The sequence below is a fragment of the Niallia sp. WK069_GA_01 genome (genome assembly GCF_983173855.1).
The window spans coordinates 442,978-465,545 of the sequence record NZ_OZ470138.1; the positions used below are offsets into that span (position 1 = coordinate 442,978).

A 22,568-nucleotide genomic window follows, 5' to 3' on the forward strand; every position below is an offset into this window, starting at 1 on the left:
AACTTTTATTATAAAGAACGGAATAGAAAAGGTAAAATTTATTGAAAATGGCAGGAAAATATGACCTATAGGTAGAAAGGTATCTAAATGAAAATAAAAAAGGTTGAAAAATAATGGGGAATGTTAGATAAGAGAGGTAGGTTCATTATGAAAGGTAAAATTTTGATTGTAGATGATCAGTTTGGAATTCGTATACTTCTCAATGAAGTTTTTCAAAAAGAAGGATACAATACATTTCAGGCTGCAAATGGTGTACAAGCATTAGAGATTTTAACTAAAGAAACACCAGATTTAGTATTGTTAGATATGAAAATACCTGGAATGGATGGTATTGAGATATTAAAGAGAATGAAAAAACTAAATCAAGAAATCCGCGTCATCATTATGACAGCCTATGGTGAACTTGATATGATTCAAGAGGCAAAAGATTTAGGAGCTTTAACCCATTTTGCTAAACCTTTTGATATTGATGATCTTAGAGATGCCGTGAAAAAATATATTCAACAATAAAGAAAGAGTTCATACGATTAACAAATACATATTCCTATATAAAAGTAAAATTATGGTAATAATTACATACTTATTTGTGACAATTTAGAAAAAGTTGAAGGATTCATAGCATTTCTTCGCTTATTTTGGTATGATACAAATGAATTTAAAAGGATATGATTCGTTTTAGTTTACTTTGGGTAATAAGTACATATTCCACTTCTCTTTGGGAAATTTAATAAAGATTACCTTGTAAATAAGGACGATCATAAATAAGGAGGAAACAAAAATGGCTTTAGTTTCAATGACAGAAATGTTGAAAAAAGCAAAAGCAGAAGGATATGCTGTTGGACAATTTAACTTAAACAACCTTGAGTTTACTCAAGCAATCCTTCAAGCTGCACAAGAAGAAAAATCTCCGGTGATTTTAGGGGTTTCTGAAGGCGCAGCACGTTATATGGGTGGTTTCAAAACAGTTGTAAAAATGGTAGAAGGATTAATCGAAGACTATAGTGTAACTGTACCAGTTGCAATTCACTTAGATCATGGTTCAAGCTTTGATAATTGTAAAGCAGCAATTGATGCAGGATTCACTTCTGTTATGATCGATGCTTCTCATCATCCGTTTGAAGAAAATATTGAAACTACTTCAAAAGTAGTGGATTATGCTCATTCAAAAGGAGTTTCAGTTGAAGCTGAATTAGGTACTGTAGGCGGACAAGAAGATGACGTTATTGCAGAAGGTGTTATTTATGCTGACCCACAAGAATGTGCTGAGTTAGTAAAACGCACTGGCATTGACTGTTTAGCTCCAGCTCTTGGTTCTGTTCACGGTCCTTACAAAGGTGAACCAAACCTAGGTTTCAAAGAAATGGAAGAAATCGGAAATGCTACTGGCATGCCGTTAGTATTACATGGTGGAACTGGAATTCCAACTAAAGATATTCAACAATCTATCTCTTTAGGAACTGCTAAAATTAACGTTAATACAGAAAACCAAATCTCTTCTGCTAAAGCAGTTCGTGAAGCTCTAGCTGCAAAACCTGAAGAATACGATCCACGTAAATATTTAGGCCCAGCTCGTGAAGCAATTAAAACTACTGTTGTTGGTAAAATCAAAGAATTTGGTTCTTCTAACAAAGCATAATTTTAAAAGAAACCGCCTGTTTAGGCGGTTTCTTTAAAGATAAGAAAGAAAAAATTATAAAAATTAAACTATCAATTGAAATTTCCTTCCATAAGAAAGTATTTAAGAAGTCGTGAAGGGAAATAATAATCACTATAACTAAGTTGGGTAAATGGATAGTTGTTTTTTTCTGTTTCTGTGTTTAACTTAGGAAGGTAATACAAAAGATGTTAAAATAATAATAATTTCTAAAAAAGTTCCTCAACTATTTTTTCGTTGCGAAAAATATTACTACGTACTCTTCAACTTTTGTCACGGTTCATGTTCTTTTATGCTTTTTCAAAGATTAGAAAAGTAAACCTTTATCATGTTAGGCAATAAATAGCAGGCTTTATGGTCTAGTCATTTTTGTTAAAGGTGAAAGAATCCCCCTTTAACACATGTTAGCAAATACATATTATTTGCTCTTTTCCTATCAAGATTACTTTTTGGTATAATAATTGGATTAGTATAAAACAAAGATTTTACGTCCAAGCCTTGATTCAATTTTTATATTTTATGTTCGTACAACTGCTATATATTTATTTTTGAATAGATCACTCATCAATCGCATTATTCAGAGTTGGTGATGTACACTTATTCTCTGCTGTCATAAGACTTTGTCAGCAGTCATAATTAATTATATGTATAGTTTGTACGTGTTTTGCATGGCTTAGAAGGGAGTTAGAAATGGAAAAACTTATGATTGCAGGTGGGTCTCCATTAAAAGGAACTGTTCGAATAAGCGGAGCAAAAAATAGTGCTGTTGCTCTTATACCAGCAACCATTTTAGCTGATTCTCCAGTTACAATTGAGGGATTGCCTGACATTTCTGATGTACAAATTTTAAAGGAAATCATGGAAGAGCTTGGTGGGTCTGTTGTGCTTTCTGATTCTGACATGACGGTCGATCCAACCTCTATGATTTCAATGCCTATGCCGAATGGGAAAGTTAAAAAATTACGTGCTTCTTATTATTTAATGGGAGCGATGTTAGGCAGGTTTAAAAAGGCGGTTATAGGGCTGCCTGGTGGATGCCATCTTGGGCCACGTCCAATTGATCAGCATATTAAAGGGTTTGAAGCACTTGGCGCACAAGTAACAAATGAGCAAGGAGCTATCTATCTTCGTGCAGATGAATTAAGAGGTGCTCGAATTTATTTAGATGTTGTAAGTGTGGGAGCTACCATAAACATTATGCTCGCAGCAGTACGGGCAAAAGGGCGAACCATTATTGAAAATGCAGCAAAAGAACCTGAAATTATTGATGTTGCTACACTATTAACGAATATGGGAGCAAAAATTAAAGGTGCAGGCACAGATGTTATTCGTATTGAGGGTGTAGATCAGCTGCATGGATGCCGTCATACGATTATACCTGATCGTATTGAAGCCGGAACGTATATTATTATTGGCGCTGCTGTTGGAGAAGGGATTTTAGTTGATAATGTTATCCCCCAACATTTAGAATCGTTAATTGCGAAACTTAGAGAAATGAATGTACATATTGAATCAAGTGATGATCAGATATATGTAAGTTCTAATCCGGATTTGAAAGCAGTAGATATCAAAACGTTGGTCTATCCAGGTTTTCCAACAGACTTACAGCAGCCATTTACATCTCTTTTAACAAAAACAACAGGGACAAGCATGGTTACAGATACAATTTATGGTGCTAGATTTAAACATATTGATGAATTGCGGAGAATGAATGCTACAATCAAAGTAGAAGGGCGCTCAGCCATTATCAATGGACCTGTTCATTTGCAGGGGGCAAAGGTGAAAGCTAGTGATTTGCGTGCAGGAGCGGCACTAGTAATTGCAGGCCTTATAGCGGAAGGTGTTACTGAAGTTACTGGTCTTGAACATATAGATAGAGGGTACAGTAATTTAGTTGAAAAACTTAATGGCCTTGGTGCAACTATTTGGAGAGAAAATATGTCTAAAGAAGAATATGAACAAATAAAAAATGTATGAATTCACTACTAATGCTTGAAACAAATGGACAATCAAGAGGAATATATGCCTTCGATACGGAGGCATATTAGCATAAACTCTGATGAATTTGAGAAAATGTTTTGTTAGGGATTTCTGACAGTGAAATAGGAAAGAAAACTATTGCTGCTAAAAGGCAATGAACAAAGATATTATTTAATGGCATTAGTAGTAATAGAATTCTTTACTTAAAAGGAAAAATCAAAAATGATGATGCCATTAATAATAAAGTTTGATGATAGAATTCTATAGAAGAGCAAAAGGGATGTTATTTATTTGCTCATTCTGTAGTAATGATAGCGATTTCTAAATGAATTATTCTTCTTTTAACTAATAGTGAATTTCTGGTTTATTTGCAGTCTTTTTGCCTGGTTGACCATTATCTTTGCTAATTAACATATTACTTTTGGTTTTTCAAAGCGGTTTATTCATTAAATAAAGGGGATAAATTTGAGAATGCCCCAACCCCCTTCCTAGAAACATTTATTCCCTAAATATGTAAGAAGTGTAATGGAAGAAAAGCAGTTGTTTCTGATATGGATTTGATGTTTTTTATGTTTTGGTAAAAAAATTATAGTTGCGCATTTTTTATGGGAAGAGTTAAAATAGAAATTGCTTTTGATAGATTTTTCTAGCCTGAATAAAGGTAACAGAAATCATTCTCTTAGTATGTATACTTGTTTTTGTATCATAAGGTATAAAGAAATGTAAGTGGGTAAAGTGAAAGAACATTTCTTCTATATTATTACTTCAACTTATTTATTCTCGCATCAATATGGAATTTCTTCACACAGTCAATTGCCTCAAAAATGATTTAAACATTCCTTTCCAAATTATTATATATTGCTTGAAGCATGGTAGGAATAACTGAAAACTTAAAAGAGTGGTGTCATTATGGGATTAAACATATCTAGTTTAGAAAATATGAAATTAAAAGAGTTATATGAATTAGCACGGGAATATAAGGTGTCATATTATAGTAAGTTAACGAAAAAAGAATTAATTTTTTCCATTTTAAAAGCAAGAGCAGAGCAAGAAGGTTATTTCTTTATGGAAGGTGTTCTTGAAATTATCCAGTCAGAGGGTTTTGGTTTTTTACGACCAATAAACTATTCTCCAAGTTCTCAAGATATCTATATATCTGCCTCGCAAATTAGAAAATTTGATTTAAGAAATGGTGATAAAGTTTCTGGTAAAGTACGACCTCCAAAAGAGAATGAACGTTATTTTGGATTGCTGCAAGTAGAGGCAGTAAATGGCGATGATCCGATTGCTGCCAAAGAAAGAGTGCACTTTCCAGGATTAACTCCATTGTATCCAGATCGCCAAATGAAATTGGAGACAACTCAAAAATATGTTTCTACTCGAATAATGGACGTATTAGCGCCTGTTGGGTTTGGGCAAAGGGGTCTTATTGTTGCACCACCTAAAGCAGGGAAGACCATGTTGATTAAGGAAATTGCCAACAGTATCACTACCAATCATCCAGATGCAGAATTAATTGTGCTATTAATCGATGAGCGTCCAGAAGAAGTAACAGATATTGAAAGATCTGTTATGGGGGATGTTGTAAGTTCAACATTTGATGAAGTTCCTGAAAACCATATCAAAGTGGCAGAGCTTGTGTTAGAAAGAGCGATGCGTTTGGTAGAGCATAAAAGGGATGTTGTCATCTTGATGGATAGTATTACAAGACTAGCACGGGCATACAACTTGGTGATTCCTCCAAGCGGAAGAACACTATCTGGTGGTATTGATCCAGCGGCTTTTCACCGTCCAAAACGTTTCTTTGGAGCTGCGCGAAATATAGAAGAAGGCGGTTCTTTGACTATTTTAGCAACTGCTTTAGTTGATACTGGTTCACGCATGGACGATGTTATCTATGAAGAGTTTAAAGGAACGGGTAATATGGAGCTTCATTTAGACCGTTCTCTTGCAGAAAGAAGAATATTCCCAGCAATTGATATTCGTCGCTCTGGAACAAGAAAAGAAGAACTTCTTATTCCGAAAGAACATTTAGATAAATTATGGGCTATTCGTAAATCTATGTCTGATTCTGCTGATTTCTCAGAGCGCTTCTTGCGTAAATTAAAACAAACGAAATCAAACGAAGAATTTTTTGCTGTATTATCAGACCAAATGAAGGCTGGGACTGCTAAACGTTCTTAAGCGTTATATGTATAATTATATGGTAAATAGTGGATGGTAGTATGAGTTGTATAGGAAATAATGAATTAATTATTCCTACTTAAAGCTTTAAATAAAGGGAAATCAGGCGTGATAGCTATTTTTCTTTTTAGAAAAATTATTTAACATTCTAAATGTGGGTGAAGGAATCAAGTTGCAAAATAGAAATGACCTTGCTATAATGAACACAGTATGTTTTTAATAATTAACAATGTTAAAGCATTGTTTTATAACTCTGTTTCGAAAGTTGCAGGGCGGAAGGAGATGAAAAGGAATGAAAGCAGGAATTCATCCTAATTACAATCAAATTACGGTGAAATGTGCATGTGGAAATGAGTTCACAACAGGTTCTATCAAAAAAGAATTAAAAGTTGAAACTTGTTCTGAGTGCCACCCGTTCTATACTGGACGTCAAAAATTCGCTGAAGCTGGCGGACGTGTTGATCGTTTCAACAAAAAATACGGTCTTAAGTAATATGAAATGTCAAGAACAGGCAAGAAGTTATTATTCCTTGCCTGTTCTTTCTTTTATGAAAAAAAGGCTGCTATACCTATTGGAGGCCGAATTTCTCCTGGTTTAATGCAGGAACTTTAGTAAGAGATTGCTGATTTTGGTGAGCGAAGAGTTACTGTTAATAAACATTAGCTTCTTTTTCTAAGTGATAAGCTGTTTAAGAATGGAAGGAATTTCTCTATTTTTGCTTTCTATTCTTAAGCGTCTTATGCTTATGTTGATGTTGTTGCAACCTTTGAGGAGCATGATAGGTGTATATGCTGAATTGGAGCTTTTCAGTTCTTCATTTTTTTGCACATTTTATATTTGGTATATGTTAAGTAGAAGAGTTAAATTGTTGGGAAGAAAGGGGCGGTTTCATGTATGTAATGAAACAGCATGGATGGGTAGAGGTTATTTGTGGAAGTATGTTTTCTGGTAAATCAGAGGAACTTATCCGTCGTGTAAGAAGGGCAGAATTCGCCAAACAAAAGATTATCGTGTTTAAACCGAAAATAGATAATCGCTATAGTGAAGAAGCGGTTGTTTCTCATAATGGTACGTCAACGCTTGCTGTTCCTATCAGCAAATCTACAGACATTTTTGAATATGTTCCAGCGGATATGGAAGTTGTAGCTATTGATGAGGTGCAGTTTTTTGATGAGGAAATAGTGAGTGTTGTCCAACATTTAGCAAATAGTGGTTATCAAGTGATCTGTGCGGGTCTTGATCAAGATTTTCGCGGTGAGCCATTTGGGAAAATGCCAGAGTTGATGGCTGTTGCTGAAATGGTTACAAAACTTCAGGCGGTTTGTGCTGTTTGTGGTTCCCCTGCAAGTCGTACGCAGCGTTTAATTAATGGGGCTCCAGCGTCTTATGATGATCCCATAATTTTAGTTGGCGCATCAGAATCATATGAACCACGCTGTCGTCATCATCATGAAGTGCCTAAATCACCTCCAGCGCTAAAAAAGCAGGACAGCACTACTTCGCTATTATAAATCCTTTATTTTCAATATAAGCCCCTTCCAACGAGATGGAAGGGGCTTATTTTATTATTTAATGATTATCCAACTCTTCAAGACCAGTAAGTCCTGGGAAACCTAACACTTATTTTGCTTTTAATCGATTTCCGATATTTTATATAGTTACGCTTAATGACTATGGATGATTTATGCTTTTAAAAAATCCATTTATAAAATATGGTCATTTATTTCTAAGTTTACTTTAGAGAAAGCTTGTCTTAGTGTTGCATAGGTGGTAACTTCACCCAAATTGATTCCTAGTCGCTCCACCATTTGTGCCACTTCTGGACGCATGCCAGATAAAGTCGGTTTTATTCCGATAAAACGAAGGACTTTTATCAGTTTTATTAATTCATGCAATACACTTGTATCAATAACTGTTATACCGGATAAATCAATGAATAAGTGACTGATTTGCTCTTGTAAGCAGCGCTCAGGTACTTTCTCCAAAATTAATTTCGCCCGGGTTGTATCAATATCTCCGATTAATGGCATTACACCGATATAATCAATAATTGGAATGACCGGAATACTAAGCACATTTATCAGTTTTTGCTGAGCAGAAAAACGACTTCGAGTAAAGTCGTGATACATACTGCCAAATTGGTTGTTTAATTGATCAAAAGTACTGTGAAAAATAGAACTCCAATTCAAAATAGTTTTAGTGGAAATCTTGGTATCATCCTTAATGAATTGTTCTATTTGATCCCAGATGACTTGGCGAGTAATGCTTAATGCTTGCAAAACCTCATGCGCAGGGGTTCCTAAATCTACTCTGCTTTGTGCAACATTTTTAGCCCAGTTTGATAGATTGATAGTAAATACTTGCGGATCTTCTAAAAATGCGCTCATAACAGTTTTAATGGTGGATGCATGCTGTTTCTCCAATAAACCTTTAACAGAGGAAGAAGATTTTTTTGAATAAATGGATCCAATTTCTCCGTCTTTTAAAGTAAACCACTTTTCCGTAATTTTGGCAGAGTTTTTAACAATATAATCGTATAGAGATTTATTCGTTAAAGACATGGACATATATCCTCACTTTCCATTAATACTTCTATTATAAAGGAAAAAATAAAAGAGAGGGAAAAAAACGGACCCGTTTCCCTGTTTCATTCAAGAAGAGACGCTTAATTTGGTTTTGACGATGGTTATCGCCTATAATATAATGAATACGTTATGGAAAAAAATGAGGTGAAGTTCATGTTTGATCGTCTACAAGCTGTAGAGGATCGCTATGATAAGCTTAATGAGTTATTGAGTGATCCTGAAATTGTTAATGATACAAAGAAATTACGTGATTATTCGAAAGAGCAATCAGATATCCAAGAAACGGTCGAGGCATACCGGGAATATAAAGAAGTGAAAGAACAGCATAAAGAAGCAAAATCAATGTTAGAAGAAAAATTAGATTCCGAAATGCGTGAAATGGTAAAAGAAGAATTAGATGAAACGTCAGAACGCATTGAGGAACTAGAAGCTCGTTTGAAAATTCTATTGATCCCTAAAGACCCAAATGATGAGAAGAACGTTATTATGGAAGTCCGTGGGGCTGCAGGTGGAGATGAAGCAGCTTTATTTGCTGGTGACTTATACCGTATGTACAGCCGATTTGCAGAAGCACAAGGATGGAAAATTGAAATTATCGATGCAAGCACAACAGGAGTCGGTGGCTATAAAGAAATTATCTTTATGATCAATGGGAAAGGTGCTTATTCCAAAATGAAATTTGAGAATGGAGCACATCGCGTGCAGCGTGTTCCGGAAACAGAATCAGGCGGTCGTATTCATACGTCAACAGCAACAGTCGCTTGTTTGCCTGAAGCAGAAGAGGTAGAGATTGAAATTCATGATAAAGATGTTCGGGTTGATACATTTACGTCAAGCGGCCCAGGAGGACAAAGTGTTAACACGACTATGTCTGCGGTGCGTTTAACTCACTTGCCAACTGGTACAGTAGTATCTTGTCAAGATGAAAAGTCTCAGATTAAAAACAAAGAAAAAGCAATGAAAGTATTACGTGCTCGTGTTTATGATAAATTCCAACAGGAAGCGCAGGCAGAATACGATCAACAGCGTAAATCTGCAGTTGGCACGGGTGATCGTTCGGAGCGTATCAGAACATATAACTTCCCGCAAAATCGTGTAACAGATCATCGTATTGGTCTGACTATTCAAAAATTGGATCAGATCCTGCAAGGGAAAATGGACGACATTATTGATTCATTGATTTTTGAGGAACAATCAAGCCGTCTAGAAAGTGCATCTGATGTGTAAAGATAATCAAATGAAAGTTTTTGAGGCCCTGAAATGGGCTTCTTCTTATTTATCTAAGCAAAATCGGGAAGAATACGCAGCAGAATTATTGTTAAGGCATGTACTTCAAATTAGTCGTTCCGAACTGTTAATGAAGTTCAGAGAGGATATGCCCCAAGAGGAAATGACTATTTTCCAAAAATACGTGTATCTCCATGCAGACGGAAAACCGATTCAATATATTGTTGGTTTTGAAGAATTTTATGGGAGAAAATTCAAAGTAAATGAAGAAGTTCTAATCCCTAGACCCGAAACAGAAGAATTGGTAGAAGGTACATTAAAAAGGGTTGGGAAGCTGTTCGAAGGAAAAACCGATGTAAAGCTGGCTGACATAGGAACTGGCAGTGGGGCAATCGCTATTACGATGCAACTGGAAGCTCCTTCTCTTGAAGTAACTGCTACGGATCTTTTTCCTGCTTCTTTGCGTATAGCAAAAGAAAATGCAGATAATTTAGGAGCACATCAAATTAACTTTGTAGTAGGAGATTTGCTTGCTCCTTTTATAGAAAAAAACCAAACATATGATATTGTTCTATCCAATCCGCCATATATACCGGAAAAAGATCAGGCAAGTATGTCGGATATAGTAACAGAGCATGAGCCGCATCGTGCTTTATTTGCAGGAGATGATGGACTAATAATCTACAGAAGGTTATGTAAGGAACTCCCTTTTGTATTAAAAAAACAAGGATTGGTCGGTTTTGAGGTCGGTGCAGGTCAAAGTAAAGCAGTATCTGCCTTATTGCAGGAAATATTTCCAGAGGCAAATGTCGATGTGGTTTTTGATATAAACGGAAAAGATCGAATGGTTTTTGCAGAAATAGGATTTTAAAGTGTATATAAAAAATGTCGTTGACTTATCAAGTCAGCGGCATTTTTTTTAAATTTTGCTAGTTTAAGATTCTTGCAGTTTGTCCACACTATTGATAGTGAAGGGGCGGTGCTTAATATGAGAAAAAAACCGATGGCAACCATGTATTTATTTGTACTTATTCTATCTACTGTTTTTAGTTTATATATACCAAAAAATGAAGTGACTGCTAATGATGAAGTTGTTATACCTAGTGATGCGATTCGTTTAAGAATATTAGCGAATAGTGACAGTGAAGAAGATCAAGCCTTAAAAAGAAAAGTCAGAGATGCTGTAAATAAAGAAATAACCACTTGGGTGTCCGAATTAACTTCTAAAGAAGAAGCAAAAAAATTATTACAATCAAAATTGCCAGAAATTCAGAAAATAGCAGAAAAAGTAGTGGAAGAAGAAAGTGAAAATCAAACGGTAAAAGTTAAATTTGGAAAAGTAGACTTTCCTACAAAGTTATATGGAGAATTTCTTTATCCAGCAGGAGAATATGAAGCGATACTTATCACGTTAGGCAATGGCGAAGGAGCGAATTGGTGGTGTGTGTTATTTCCTCCATTATGTTTTCTTGATTTCTCTAATGGGGTCGCCGTAAGTGATGGATTTGATGATAAAGATGGGAAAAAACAAGAGGTGAAAAAAGAAGCAAAAGAAGTGAAGCAGGATAAGCAAGAAAAGCAAGAGAAGAAGAAAGAAAGCCCAGCAAAAGCAGAAAAAGAGAATACAAAGAAGGTAAAAGAGAAAAAAGATCCTGTATATGTGGAGGAAACAAAAGAAGATAAAGTGAAAGTGAAATTTTTTATCGTAGAAGTATGGGATAAAATATTTGGATAAATTTTAAGAGGCTGCTTTTTATCAGAATCACTGATGAAAAGCAGTTTTAATTTTGTTGTTCTGGCTGCTGGCTTATCGAAAATTTAGCTAAAACGATTTTTTAAAAAAATATGTCAGAATTTTTAACAAATTGCTATATTTTTCATGAAGCATTGTTGTATAATTTGATTAATAAATAAACATTTGTGTTTAAAATATAAAGATTGAACAAAAGTGTTTAACATCATATTGGTAATGCGAATGTTAATAAGGGGAGGATATCATTGGAAGTTGTGATGAGAAATATGTTTCAATCACTGGCAAAAAATACTTCTGCAAATAAATTGGCAAAAAAATATGGGCTGCGCTTTGGTGCAGGAAGATTTGTGGCAGGTGATTCTATTGCAAAAGCAATCGAAAGTGTCAATAAATTAAATCAAGAAGGAAAACTAGCTACACTTGATCATCTAGGTGAATTTGTTTTTACAGAAGCTGAGGCCAATGAAGCAGCTGAAATGTGCCTGCAAACATTGGACGCCATTCACGCATCTAGAGCCAAATCCAATTTATCCCTTAAAATGACCTCGCTTGGATTAGATATTAATAAAGACCTATGTATGAAAAACATGAAAAAAATTCTGGAAAGAGCAAAAGAATACGGGAATTTTGTGCGAATTGATATGGAAGATTTTTCGCATTGTCAGATAACAATCGATATATTTGAAGAGCTGCGCAGAGATTATGACAATGTTGGTATAGTTATTCAAGCATATTTATATCGGACAGAAGAAGATTTAAGACTTTTAAACACCTTAAATGCAAATCTTCGCTTAGTGAAGGGTGCTTATAAGGAATCTCCGAATGTAGCATTTCCAGATAAAAAAGATGTGGATGAAAATTTCAAAAAAAGCATTAAAGCACATCTATTAAATGGCAATTATACGGCTGTGGCAAGTCACGATGAAAAGATAATTGATTTCACTAAAAAATTCGTGGCAGAACATCAAGTGGATAGCAGTCAGTTTGAATTCCAAATGTTATATGGCATATGTGTAGATTTGCAAAATAAGCTAATGAAAGAAGGATATAAAGTAAGAGTCTATGTACCATATGGCGTCGATTGGTTTGGCTACTTTATGCGAAGATTGGCCGAAAGACCAGCGAATGTGTGGTTTGTCCTGAAAAACTTTTTTAAATAGCAAGACGTGTCCTTTTTATCAGCCTTTTTGAACAGCCTATAAGTTTTCAATAAAAATAGTATATAAGAATAGGAGAATGATAATGACAAATTTAACGACAATCCCAGCTTATAAAAATGAAGCTTTAACAGACTTTACAAAAACAGAAAATAAAGTTGCATTTGAACAGGCATTAGCGAAAGTAAAAGGCGAATTAGGAAAAACTTTTCCGTTAGTAATTGGCAAAAATAAAATAATTACAGAAGAAAAAACGGTTTCTATTAATCCTGGAAATATAGACGAAGTAATTGGAGAAGTCAGTAAAGGATCAAAAGAATATGCAGAAAAGGCAATGCAAGAAGCATTGCTTGCATTTGAGACGTGGAAAAAAGTAGAACCTGTGCAGCGTGCGGAATATTTATTAAAAGCCTCCGCATTAATGCGTCAACGAAAACATGAGTTTTCTGCTTATTTAGTATATGAAGCAGGGAAAAACTGGGTGGAAGCGGATGCTGATACGGCAGAAGCAATTGATTTCTTAGAATTTTACGCTAGAGAAATGATTCGTCTAAGTGAAACAACCACTAATCAGCCATTAATCCCCACTGAAGGTGAGGTAGATAATAAAATTACGTATATTCCATTAGGGGTGGGAATTGTTATTTCTCCTTTTAATTTTCCATTAGCTATTATGGCAGGAACAACAGTAGCAGCAGTAGTTTCAGGGAATACAGTTATCCTAAAACCATCTGATACAACGCCAGTAGTTGCAGCGAAGTTTGTGGAGTTAATGGAAGAAGTAGGACTTCCAGCAGGAGTTATTAATTTTGTTCCTGGAGACGGAATAGATGTCGGAGAATATTTAGTGGAGCATCCAAAAACAAGATTTATTTCGTTTACTGGCTCAAGAGCGGTTGGCTGTAGAATTTATGAACGTGCATCGGTTGTTCAGTCTGGACAAATTTGGCTAAAACGTGTGATTGCAGAAATGGGAGGAAAAGATGGAATTGTAGTGGACGAAACGGCAGATATCGATGCAGCTGCCCAAGCAATTGTTGCATCCGCTTTTGGTTTCCAAGGGCAAAAATGTTCGGCAGGGTCCCGAGCGATTATTGTCGATGCGGTTTATGATCAGGTAGTAGAAAAAGTCGCTGCACTAACAAAAAAACTAAGAGTGGGATTACCAGAAGAGAATGTTCCTGTAGGGCCAGTAATTGATCAAAAAGCATTCGATAAAATTCTTGGTTATATAGAAGTTGGTAAAAAAGAAGGAAAGCTATTGTCAGGAGGATTCCGGGCAGAAGGAAATGGTTATTATATAGAGCCTACTGTTTTTGCTGATGTGGAGCCGGACGCAAGGATTATGCAAGAGGAAATATTTGGCCCAGTACTAGCGATTTCAAAAGTATCGGACTGGAAAAAAGGAATAGATGTGTACAATAATACAGACTATGGATTAACAGGTTCTTTCTTTTCCGCAAGAGAAGAACGTGTGGATTATGCACTAAATAATATGCACTGTGGGAATCTTTATATTAATAAAAAATGCACCGGTGCGTTAGTAGGTGTTCATCCATTTGGAGGCTTTAATATGTCGGGAACAGATTCTAAAGCAGGCGGTTTTGATTATTTATTATTATTTACACAAGCAAAGCTAAGTTCTAGAAAGATTTAACAAAGAAAAATAAAAACATAAAAGTGCGTGTTCAAAAATGGAAGAACCTCTATTGAATACGTGAGAAGCGGAAAAGCAAACCAACGAAGAAATTCGACGTGTCCTTTTTACCGGACTTTTTGAACAACCTCTAAAAAAATAAAAATAAGCTGATAATCAATTTTACTCTAAATACAGTCTAGACAAAAAGGGAAGCTAATTATTTCAACCTGTTAACGATCATTTGTTAGGATAGGAGCGGGGTGGATAGTAATGGTTTTGTCTTAGTATAGTCTGAATTTAGGAGGAAAGAATGAATTATCGGCTTATTTTTTGATTGTGGAAAAAAATAAGCCATTACTAGGCAATACCTTTCTCTGTAGCGAAGACTAACAAACATATGGTAAATTAATAAATATTATTGTATGAAAGGAATTTGTTATGTTCACCCATTCACATGTTGAATTAGAGAAATCTTTTTTTATGGTTTCTATTCATGACGACAAACACTCTCTTTTAGATAAATTTGCTACCTATGATTATATTGTTACAAAAGCAGATCGTTGGTATTGTATGGAAAAGAAAGATGTGCTTCTATTGCAGGTAGGAAAGGAGCAGCAAACAGTTGAAGAGTGGTTAAATTTCCTCCAGTTAAAGCCCTCCTCTGTTACCACAATCAATGCTATCCATCAAAGTGATATAGATTGGGAACGTCCTGTGTTAATTATGGATGAAAGGAAGCAGGAAGTCACCTCCGTTATTACTGCCTCTGATCAAGTTCAGTATTTAAAACAAGAAAACAACCAGTTATCTACATTTTTTACAACACTGGCAGAGACGATTAATGATGCTGTAACAGCGGTAGATAAAGGAGGAACGGTTGTTTATTGGAATAACGTTGCAGAAATTGTTTATAACATAAAAAAAGAAGAAATTATTGGAAAGAAAATTGGAGAACATTTTGATGCGGATTCGATCATTTTACATGAAATTTTAAAAGAGGGAAATCCGGTTCGGGGAACCTATCATCGTCCCAATGAACATACGCATGTGCTAATAAATGCATCACCAATTGTTGAAAATAATCAAATTATTGGTGGTGTGGCAACAGAGCGTGATATAACAAAAATGATTCATTTAAATCAAGAATTAGACTCTAACCTACCATTACACGTCCAAAAGGATGCACCGTTTTCATCAATCGTTACAGAGAGCGAAGAAGTAAATGAAGCTGTAGAGATTGCACAAAAAATGACCCATGCCGACATACCTATATTAATAACTGGAGAAAGAGGAACAGGAAAAGAGTTGTTGGCTCAAGCGATTCATTATGGAGGGGCAAAAAATAACCAGCCGTTTATTTCGTTAAATTGTGCTGTTATTCCAGCAGAGGTATTAGAAATAGAGTTGTTTGGCTATCAAAAAATGTCCTTTCAATCTGGTGAAGAGGATGAAAAGATTGGGAAAATAGAACAAGCAAAAGACGGATCCCTATTTATTGAAGATGTGGATAAGATGCCATTAGCCGCTCAACAAAAACTAGTAGAGTATATGACAAATGGAACTTTTACCCGTGTTGGTGGCAAAAAAGAGATTGAAATAAAAACAAGAGTTATTATTTCTTCCGCGCAAAGTTTAATAAAGCTGGTAAAAAGCGGGGAATTTAATGAGAAGCTCTATTTTCAATTAAGTGTCATGCATATTGAGATTCCAGCCCTTCGTAATAGAAAAGAAGATATTCCAGGCTTAATCAATCAATTTATAAAGGAATATGGAAAAAAACATCAAAAAAATGAAATGACAATCGGAGAAGAAGCATTAAGTAAGCTAATACATTATCAGTGGCCAGGAAATGTAAAGGAGTTAAGAAATGTGATAGAACGGTGTGTCCTTCTAACGGAAAGTAATAAATCGGAAGTGTTAGTAGAGCATTTACCAGCTGAAATAAAAGAAATATCCTCATCAAATAGGGAAAAAAGGGGGGAGGCAGAGGGGGAAGCAACAAGAATTGAAGAAGCCCTTCGCAAAACATACGGAAATAAAAGTGCAGCAGCTAATCTGTTAGGAATATCAAGAGGAACGCTGTATAACAAAATAAAAGAATATGAACTATAATCTTTAGGCTGCTGCGATAAGTGCTGTTCTTTTTACCGGACTTTTTGACCAATCTCTAGAACGGATAAAAAGAGAATATAAAGTGGCAAGGTTTGTCAACAGCCTGAAAAAAATCTAGTATTTTTTCCAATCCCTCTTCATATTAATAGACTAACGCATGTGGACAAAGAGTAATCTATTAATTTAGGAGGAGAATGTATGGAGAAAACGATTCGATTAGCAGAAGGAAAAGATTTAGATAAAATTCAAGCTTTTTTAGGAGATTTAGATAAGAGTGGCATCGAAAAGGGGGTAGAGTATTATCTTATAGTTGAAGATAACAAAGGAGAGATCATTGGAACCAGTGGTATTCAGACGTTTGAAAAAATCGGTCTTCTCCGCTCCCTTGTTTTAACGAATGCCAGTGCGGAGGAAATTCTCTATTTGCTGCAACAAACGATACAATTAGCAAAAGACAAGGAGCTTGAACGATTGTATTGTATGATAAATAACAAAAATGCTATTCAGCTATTTACGCTATTAGGATTTAAAGAAATTGTTAAAGCAGAGTTGCCTGTTGTGCTGAAAACGTCGGATGTGGTAAAAAACATATCAACTGTTAATAACCCAATATTTATGTATTATTCGATAGGAAACGTGGATAACTAAATATACTTATCCACATTATAAGGTCTTTTATACACAATTTGGGGATAAGTGGTATGTTTATCCACGTTATGAACTGTTTTTTAAAATATTTTAAGCATGGGCTTCTGTCGAATAATGTGGAAATTAAGCCATTTTGTTAAAAATAAAATAGATATTTGTAAAGGTGGATAAAAATGAAGACAATTTATTGGTCAGTGGATAAATATGTGGATAATAGAGTTGGTTATCCACATATCCAACAAGCTGCTGATCTTTTAAAACAAAATGAGGTAGTTGCTTTTCCTACAGAAACGGTTTATGGGCTAGGAGGGAATGCAAAAGATGATGAGGCGATAAAGAAGATTTTTGCTGCAAAAGGAAGGCCGTCCGATAATCCGCTTATTATCCATATTGCGAAACAAGAGCAATTAACGGAAATAGTGGAAGAGATACCGGAACTTGCAAAAAAACTAATGACGTCCTTTTGGCCAGGAGCTTTGACGATTATTTTCCGTGCAAAAAAAGGTGCTTTATCAACCTATGCAACAGCTGGTCTAAAAACAGTTGCGGTACGCATGCCTAATCATCCTGTCGCTCTAAAGCTATTAGAAGAATCTAACTTGCCAATAGCCGCTCCAAGCGCTAATCGATCTGGCAGACCAAGTCCTACTACTGCGTTGCATGTTAAAGAGGATTTGGATGGCATGATTGCTGGGATTGTCGATGGAGGAGCTACTGGTGTAGGTGTTGAGTCAACTGTAATTGATTGCACCGAAGCGAGACCAGTGATCCTTCGTCCTGGAGGGGTCACAAAGGAACAAATTGAACAAGTTATAGGGGAAGTAGGAATGGATCCTGCACTTGTTAACAAAGAATCCACACCGAAGGCACCTGGTATGAAATATAGCCATTATGCTCCAAATGCTCCAATGATTTTAGTGAAAGGGTCAAAAGAAAAGATCCAGATGCTAATTAAGGGAGAACAATCAAAAGGAAAAAAAGTAGGCGTGTTAACAACGGAAGAAAATGCAGGTTTCTTTCATGCAGATTACATTTTTGTTTGTGGAAAAAGAGAAGAATTACAAACGGTTGCTTCTTCTTTATATGAAGGATTAAGAAGTTTTAACCATGAGAATGTGGATATTATTTTTAGTGAAATGTTTCCTCTTGAAGGAGTAGGACAAGCCATTATGAATCGATTAATGAAAGCAGCTGGCCATCAAGTCATTGAATAAGGCTGTTTTCCTATTAATTGATGCTTTTTAACTCCAAATATTTAACTAAACTCTTCTGAAAAAAACTTCTAAAAGAACTTGGACGTGCATAATCTCTAATTAGCAAGTCCAAGGAGGCGGAGAAATGGCTGCATTTAGAGGAGAGATAGTTACACTAATATTAATGGCATTTGCATTAGGAATGGATGCCTTTTCTGTTGCATTAGGAATGGGAATGTATAAGCTCCGACTAAAACAAATAGCTAAAATCGGTATTACAATTGGTGTTTTTCATGTAATTATGCCTCTAATTGGCATTGTTGCTGGCAGATTTTTATCAGAAAACTTTGGCGCTATTGCCGTGTACATAGGTGGAGGACTGCTTGTAATTTTGGGGATTCAAATGATTTGGTCGGTTTTTAAGGAAGAAGAGACTTATCGAATAACCCCGGTTGGTTTTGGTTTATTCCTATTTTCCCTTAGCGTTAGCTTGGATAGTTTTTCCGTCGGTTTAAGCTTAGGTATTTATCAGGCAAGAACGGTTGTTGTGCTAGCTTGTTTTGGTATAGCAGCTACCATTTTAACATGGGCTGGATTAATTATTGGCAGAAAAGTTCAAGGTTGGTTAGGAATATATGGAGAAGTGCTTGGCGGCGGGATACTGTTAACCTTCGGGATAAAATTATTGCTTAACTTTTAATGGTTAGTTAGTGTATAATGAGCAATTGATCGAGAGCTAAAGAAATCTGGTTCGTTTCCAGATTTTTTTAGCTCTTTTTTTTAGATAAGGTAAGAAAGTATAACCCCATGCCACTAAAAATAAAAAGCACTTTTTGAGTCATGTGAACATTTTTCTTCAGAACTGTTCAAGGCGCTTGCGCTTTTCTATTGTCTAGCTTCAGCGCCTAGTTCTTGTGAAAAATAACCCCATGCCACTAAAAGTAAAAAGCACTTTTTGAGTCATGTGAACATTTTTCTTCAGAACTGTTCAAGGTGCTTGCGCTTTTCTAATAAAAGGTTTGACTGAAGAAAAGAAATAGGATTTTTAGGAAATTTGGTCTATAATTAAAGGGGATTATTAGAAGGAGGCTGGAAAATGTATCGTGTTTTATTTGTGTGTACCGGAAATACTTGTAGAAGTCCGATGGCAGAGGCGATTTTAAAACATAAAAAAATGGAAAATGTCGAAGTTAAATCAGCAGGGGTATATGCAATAGATGGTGAAGAAGCATCTTATCAGGCTCAAGAGGTTCTAGCTGAAAAAGGAATGAATCATAACCATACATCTTCCGCGCTTACAAAGGAATTATTAGATTGGGCAACACATATCGTTACGATGACATCAGGGCATAAAAACGCCATCATAACGCAATTTCCAGCTTCTATCGAGAAAGCGTTTACTTTAAAAGAATTTGCGATAGAAGAAAAATATGGCGATGTAATCGACCCTTTTGGCGGTTCAGTCGAGCATTATCGGAAAACATTTCAAGAATTAGATTATTTAATCGAAAGTATGATGAATAAATTAGATTAATGGTTAGTGGGGGAAAGGCATGGAGAATACGCACTATAAATTTAGTTTAAGGAAAAAAATGGTGCTGTTTATTACGGTACTGGCAATAATTACTTATTCGACAAGTGCATTTTTTATATATGGTTTATATCCAATACTCCAAGATAAAATGGAAATCAGTTCATTTAATTTCACTCTTGCTACATTGCTATTGGGGATTTTTTGGTCAGGAATCTTAGCATTTACAGCAGCTGGTGTTATTATTAAACCACTGCAAAAATTGGAAAAAACCGCAATGAAAGCTGCCCATGGAAATATGAAAGAAGAGGCGGAAATCTCTAAATCAGATGATGAAATTAAATCGTTGGGAATAGCCTTTAATCATATGCTTTTTAACTTGCGTGAAATGGTAAAAAGCATCGAATGTAACTTTCATCAAACCAATGCTAAAGTAAACGCATTATCTTTAGAAGCAGAGCAAGCTTCTGAGCAAACGGTCGCAATTTCTTTGGCTGTTGGTGAGATAGCAGCGGGTGCTGAGGTTTCAGCGAAATCTGTACAGGATACTGCCATTTCCGTGGATGAAGCGATGGAAATAGCAAAAAAAGTTCAAGAAAAATCATCAGCATCTTTGTTAATATCTGATCAAATGATGGAACATTTACAGAAAACAAATGATGTAGTCTTATCCTTAATTAATGGTTTGAAATCAATAGTAAGTGATAATCACACGTCCATGCAATCTGTTCAGAAATTAGAAACAAATGCAGAGAAAGTAGAAGGCATTATTAAATTGGTAGGCAATATCGCCTCCCAAACAAATTTACTCGCATTAAATGCCACTATAGAAGCGGCTCGAGCAGGAGAACACGGAGCTGGATTTGCAGTAGTCGCAGAAGAAGTTAGACATTTGGCGGATGAAAGTGGAAAGGCAGTAGAAGGAATTGCCTATCTTATTAAAAATATGCAAGAAGAAGTAAAAAATGTTGTGAAACAAATGGAAAAACAAGCAAATAATGCAGAAAAAGAAGCGGAGAGAGGCGAACAGGCTACTATAATTTTTAAAGATATGAACCAAACGATAAAAGAGATGGCAAATGGGGTAGCGTGTATAACAGAACTTGTTCGCCGACAAATGGAACAAATTTATCAGACTTCACAACAATCTCAAGAAGTTGCAGCAATAGCAGAGGAAACATCTGCGGGTGCCCAGCAAGTTACGTCTATTACAGAAAAGCAAACGAAAATAATGAGTAAAGTAGATCAATTAGCATTAGAATTACAAGCTCATGCAGAAGAGTTAAAAACAACTATTTTTCGATTTAAAATATAGTCATGTCAGCATTTTTGTGAAAAATGAGGTTTGTGTAATTGCAGGTTCTTCTCTTTTGAGTGGATAGAATTAGGAGTAAAAAGGAAATTAAGACTAGCAGTCGTTTATCCCAAATCTATAAAAAATGTTTTTCTGAGTCTTTTTATTTCGACTTTTTTATGTGAGAATATAGTTTGTGAAAACGGGGAGGATGGTAATGATGAAAGTTGCGATAGCATCAGATCATGGCGGGTTAATCATGCGTGGTGAAGTGATAAAGTTAATAGAACAATTAGGAATAGAATATGTTGATTTCGGTTGTGACTGTGAAGTATCTGTAGATTATCCTGATTATGCATTGCCAGTTGCTGAAAAGGTAGCAAATGGGGAATTTGATCGAGGGATACTGATTTGCGGAACTGGAATTGGAATGAGTATAGCTGCTAATAAAGTAAAGGGAGCTCGCTGCGCTCTAGTTCATGATGTTTATAGTGCGAAATTAACCCGTGAACATAATGATAGTAATATAATAGCAATGGGGGAGCGAGTGATTGGACCCGGTTTAGCATGTGAAATTGTAAAGGCATGGATTCAGACTGAATTTAGTGGTCAAAGGCATGAAGTTAGATTAAAGAAAATCGCTCAATATGAAAAGAGTCATTCAAGTAAATAATATCGTTCGAAAGGCCGTGTTTTTATGGAAAATGAAAAAGTAGCTTTAGAACAACAACTAGAAATGATTATTTCAGAATATCAAGCACAGGCAAAGTTAATGAATCGGCATTTGTTTGTAATTGGATGCAGTACAAGTGAAGTCATTGGGCAAAAAATTGGAACGTCTGGAACGATTGATGTGGCAGGGATTATTTTTGAAAAGTTTCAAAACTTTAAAAAGCAAACAGGAATATCCTTAGCTTTTCAATGCTGTGAACATTTAAATAGAGCACTAGTAGTGGAACGGAATGTGTTGGAAGAAAGAGGATTAACAGAGGTTTCTGTAATACCTGTCCGCCATGCTGGTGGTGCGATGGCAACATTCGCCTATCAGCATATGGATGATCCAGTTGTCGTTGAATTTATAGAAGCAGACGGTGGTATTGATATAGGAGATACCTTTATTGGTATGCATATGAAGCATGTAGCAGTACCAATAAGAGTTTCCCTCAGTCAATTAGGAGAAGCACATGTGACAATGGCCAAATCACGACCAAAATTAATTGGAGGTCAAAGGGCTGTTTACGAAAATACAAAAGCGAATGAGTCCTGTTCCTAGAATCGGCTTGCTTATTTTAGAGTCAATAAGCAATAAAAATTCATGAAACAAAGACTATATTTAAACAAATCCCTACATTTTATAAAAAGAAAAAACCAAAAGGGGAAAATAGACTCCATTCCTCAGACTATATAAAGGATATGTATAACAATGGACATTATGCCCCCAGTTATACATATCCTTTTTTGCTCTTGTCCTATAGATAGTTGATATGCATTGCACTATGAAGAATGAAAATAGGCGAGTGTGATGGAGTTTCTTGTTATGTTGAAGCAGAGCAGGTGTATTCCACCTGCGGAACCCTTTTTTCAGAGCATCCTAAATTACTTTTTAAAAA

20 protein-coding genes are annotated in these 22,568 nt (G+C 35.6%); 19 read left to right on the top strand and 1 reads right to left on the bottom strand.

Annotated features, from left to right (window positions below; all coding sequences use genetic code 11):
- The first annotated feature begins 144 nt into the window (after positions 1-144).
- From AC5LWL_RS02120 to AC5LWL_RS02145, 6 genes are all read left to right on the top strand, one after another.
- On the top strand, positions 145-510 hold the full coding sequence (locus AC5LWL_RS02120; protein WP_493436514.1) for a response regulator: 366 nt from the start codon (positions 145-147) through the stop codon (positions 508-510).
- 268 nt (positions 511-778) lie between these two features.
- The gene (locus tag AC5LWL_RS02125; protein WP_493432802.1) at positions 779-1,636 is read left to right on the top strand and encodes a class II fructose-bisphosphate aldolase; all 858 of its coding nucleotides are present in this window, start codon (positions 779-781) and stop codon (positions 1,634-1,636) included.
- A gap of 708 nt (positions 1,637-2,344) precedes the next feature.
- Positions 2,345-3,631, top strand: coding sequence for a UDP-N-acetylglucosamine 1-carboxyvinyltransferase (gene murA / locus AC5LWL_RS02130; RefSeq protein ID WP_493432803.1), 1,287 nt, complete (start codon positions 2,345-2,347; stop codon positions 3,629-3,631).
- Positions 3,632-4,543: 912 nt separating this feature from the next.
- Positions 4,544-5,818, top strand: a complete 1,275-nt coding sequence (rho, locus tag AC5LWL_RS02135) for a transcription termination factor Rho (protein ID WP_493432804.1) — start codon at positions 4,544-4,546, stop codon at positions 5,816-5,818.
- A 292-nt stretch (positions 5,819-6,110) separates the two neighbouring features.
- Positions 6,111-6,311, top strand: coding sequence for a 50S ribosomal protein L31 (gene rpmE / locus AC5LWL_RS02140; protein ID WP_493432805.1), 201 nt, complete (start codon positions 6,111-6,113; stop codon positions 6,309-6,311).
- 398 nt (positions 6,312-6,709) lie between these two features.
- Positions 6,710-7,330 carry a thymidine kinase gene (locus AC5LWL_RS02145; RefSeq protein WP_493432806.1) on the top strand — a complete coding sequence of 207 codons (621 nt, stop codon included), beginning with the start codon at positions 6,710-6,712 and terminating at the stop codon, positions 7,328-7,330.
- A gap of 192 nt (positions 7,331-7,522) precedes the next feature.
- Here the strand turns inward: AC5LWL_RS02145 and AC5LWL_RS02150 are convergent, their stop codons facing one another.
- Entirely contained in the window at positions 7,523-8,380 is an 858-nt protein-coding gene (locus AC5LWL_RS02150) for an STAS domain-containing protein (protein WP_493432807.1), read from the bottom strand.
- 177 nt (positions 8,381-8,557) lie between these two features.
- Between AC5LWL_RS02150 and prfA the strand changes: the two genes are divergently transcribed.
- From prfA to AC5LWL_RS02215, 13 genes are all read left to right on the top strand, one after another.
- Complete coding sequence (gene prfA, locus AC5LWL_RS02155; protein WP_493432808.1) at positions 8,558-9,631, top strand: peptide chain release factor 1; 1,074 nt, start codon at positions 8,558-8,560, stop codon at positions 9,629-9,631.
- A 10-nt stretch (positions 9,632-9,641) separates the two neighbouring features.
- Positions 9,642-10,502, top strand: a complete 861-nt coding sequence (gene prmC / locus AC5LWL_RS02160) for a peptide chain release factor N(5)-glutamine methyltransferase (RefSeq protein ID WP_493432809.1) — start codon at positions 9,642-9,644, stop codon at positions 10,500-10,502.
- Positions 10,503-10,619: 117 nt separating this feature from the next.
- Positions 10,620-11,366, top strand: a complete 747-nt coding sequence (gene spoIIR / locus AC5LWL_RS02165; protein WP_493432810.1) for a stage II sporulation protein R — start codon at positions 10,620-10,622, stop codon at positions 11,364-11,366.
- 263 nt (positions 11,367-11,629) lie between these two features.
- Entirely contained in the window at positions 11,630-12,544 is a 915-nt protein-coding gene (locus tag AC5LWL_RS02170; RefSeq protein WP_493432811.1) for a proline dehydrogenase family protein, read from the top strand.
- An 82-nt stretch (positions 12,545-12,626) separates the two neighbouring features.
- The gene (gene pruA, locus AC5LWL_RS02175; protein WP_493432812.1) at positions 12,627-14,198 is read left to right on the top strand and encodes an L-glutamate gamma-semialdehyde dehydrogenase; all 1,572 of its coding nucleotides are present in this window, start codon (positions 12,627-12,629) and stop codon (positions 14,196-14,198) included.
- A 420-nt stretch (positions 14,199-14,618) separates the two neighbouring features.
- Positions 14,619-16,292 (top strand): sigma-54 interaction domain-containing protein, encoded by a 1,674-nt coding sequence (locus tag AC5LWL_RS02180; RefSeq protein WP_493432813.1) that lies wholly within the window; start codon positions 14,619-14,621, stop codon positions 16,290-16,292.
- Between the two features lie 198 nt (positions 16,293-16,490).
- Positions 16,491-16,940 carry a GNAT family N-acetyltransferase gene (locus tag AC5LWL_RS02185; protein ID WP_493432814.1) on the top strand — a complete coding sequence of 150 codons (450 nt, stop codon included), beginning with the start codon at positions 16,491-16,493 and terminating at the stop codon, positions 16,938-16,940.
- 173 nt (positions 16,941-17,113) lie between these two features.
- Positions 17,114-18,154, top strand: a complete 1,041-nt coding sequence (locus AC5LWL_RS02190) for an L-threonylcarbamoyladenylate synthase (protein ID WP_493432815.1) — start codon at positions 17,114-17,116, stop codon at positions 18,152-18,154.
- A gap of 124 nt (positions 18,155-18,278) precedes the next feature.
- Positions 18,279-18,833: a manganese efflux pump MntP gene (locus tag AC5LWL_RS02195; RefSeq protein WP_493432816.1), complete on the top strand. Its 555-nt coding sequence runs from the start codon at positions 18,279-18,281 to the stop codon at positions 18,831-18,833.
- Between the two features lie 396 nt (positions 18,834-19,229).
- Positions 19,230-19,667, top strand: coding sequence for a low molecular weight protein arginine phosphatase (locus AC5LWL_RS02200; protein WP_493432817.1), 438 nt, complete (start codon positions 19,230-19,232; stop codon positions 19,665-19,667).
- Positions 19,668-19,686: 19 nt separating this feature from the next.
- Positions 19,687-20,979, top strand: a complete 1,293-nt coding sequence (locus tag AC5LWL_RS02205) for a methyl-accepting chemotaxis protein (protein ID WP_493432818.1) — start codon at positions 19,687-19,689, stop codon at positions 20,977-20,979.
- A 199-nt stretch (positions 20,980-21,178) separates the two neighbouring features.
- Positions 21,179-21,631 (top strand): ribose 5-phosphate isomerase B, encoded by a 453-nt coding sequence (gene rpiB, locus AC5LWL_RS02210; RefSeq protein WP_493436515.1) that lies wholly within the window; start codon positions 21,179-21,181, stop codon positions 21,629-21,631.
- A 24-nt stretch (positions 21,632-21,655) separates the two neighbouring features.
- Positions 21,656-22,231 (top strand): TIGR01440 family protein, encoded by a 576-nt coding sequence (locus AC5LWL_RS02215; protein WP_493432819.1) that lies wholly within the window; start codon positions 21,656-21,658, stop codon positions 22,229-22,231.
- Positions 22,232-22,568: the final 337 nt, after the last annotated feature.

Coding starts and splice junctions, on each gene's coding strand:
- AC5LWL_RS02205 (WP_493432818.1), top strand. CDS start 19,687: ATGGAGAATACGCACTATAAATTTAGTTTAAGGAAAAAAATGGTGCTG.
- prfA (WP_493432808.1), top strand. CDS start 8,558: ATGTTTGATCGTCTACAAGCTGTAGAGGATCGCTATGATAAGCTTAAT.
- rpmE (WP_493432805.1), top strand. CDS start 6,111: ATGAAAGCAGGAATTCATCCTAATTACAATCAAATTACGGTGAAATGT.
- prmC (WP_493432809.1), top strand. CDS start 9,642: ATGAAAGTTTTTGAGGCCCTGAAATGGGCTTCTTCTTATTTATCTAAG.
- AC5LWL_RS02180 (WP_493432813.1), top strand. CDS start 14,619: ATGTTCACCCATTCACATGTTGAATTAGAGAAATCTTTTTTTATGGTT.
- spoIIR (WP_493432810.1), top strand. CDS start 10,620: ATGAGAAAAAAACCGATGGCAACCATGTATTTATTTGTACTTATTCTA.
- AC5LWL_RS02125 (WP_493432802.1), top strand. CDS start 779: ATGGCTTTAGTTTCAATGACAGAAATGTTGAAAAAAGCAAAAGCAGAA.
- pruA (WP_493432812.1), top strand. CDS start 12,627: ATGACAAATTTAACGACAATCCCAGCTTATAAAAATGAAGCTTTAACA.
- AC5LWL_RS02185 (WP_493432814.1), top strand. CDS start 16,491: ATGGAGAAAACGATTCGATTAGCAGAAGGAAAAGATTTAGATAAAATT.
- AC5LWL_RS02150 (WP_493432807.1), bottom strand. CDS start 8,380: ATGTCTTTAACGAATAAATCTCTATACGATTATATTGTTAAAAACTCT.
- AC5LWL_RS02190 (WP_493432815.1), top strand. CDS start 17,114: ATGAAGACAATTTATTGGTCAGTGGATAAATATGTGGATAATAGAGTT.
- AC5LWL_RS02195 (WP_493432816.1), top strand. CDS start 18,279: ATGGCTGCATTTAGAGGAGAGATAGTTACACTAATATTAATGGCATTT.
- AC5LWL_RS02145 (WP_493432806.1), top strand. CDS start 6,710: ATGTATGTAATGAAACAGCATGGATGGGTAGAGGTTATTTGTGGAAGT.
- rpiB (WP_493436515.1), top strand. CDS start 21,179: ATGAAAGTTGCGATAGCATCAGATCATGGCGGGTTAATCATGCGTGGT.
- AC5LWL_RS02215 (WP_493432819.1), top strand. CDS start 21,656: ATGGAAAATGAAAAAGTAGCTTTAGAACAACAACTAGAAATGATTATT.
- AC5LWL_RS02200 (WP_493432817.1), top strand. CDS start 19,230: ATGTATCGTGTTTTATTTGTGTGTACCGGAAATACTTGTAGAAGTCCG.
- murA (WP_493432803.1), top strand. CDS start 2,345: ATGGAAAAACTTATGATTGCAGGTGGGTCTCCATTAAAAGGAACTGTT.
- rho (WP_493432804.1), top strand. CDS start 4,544: ATGGGATTAAACATATCTAGTTTAGAAAATATGAAATTAAAAGAGTTA.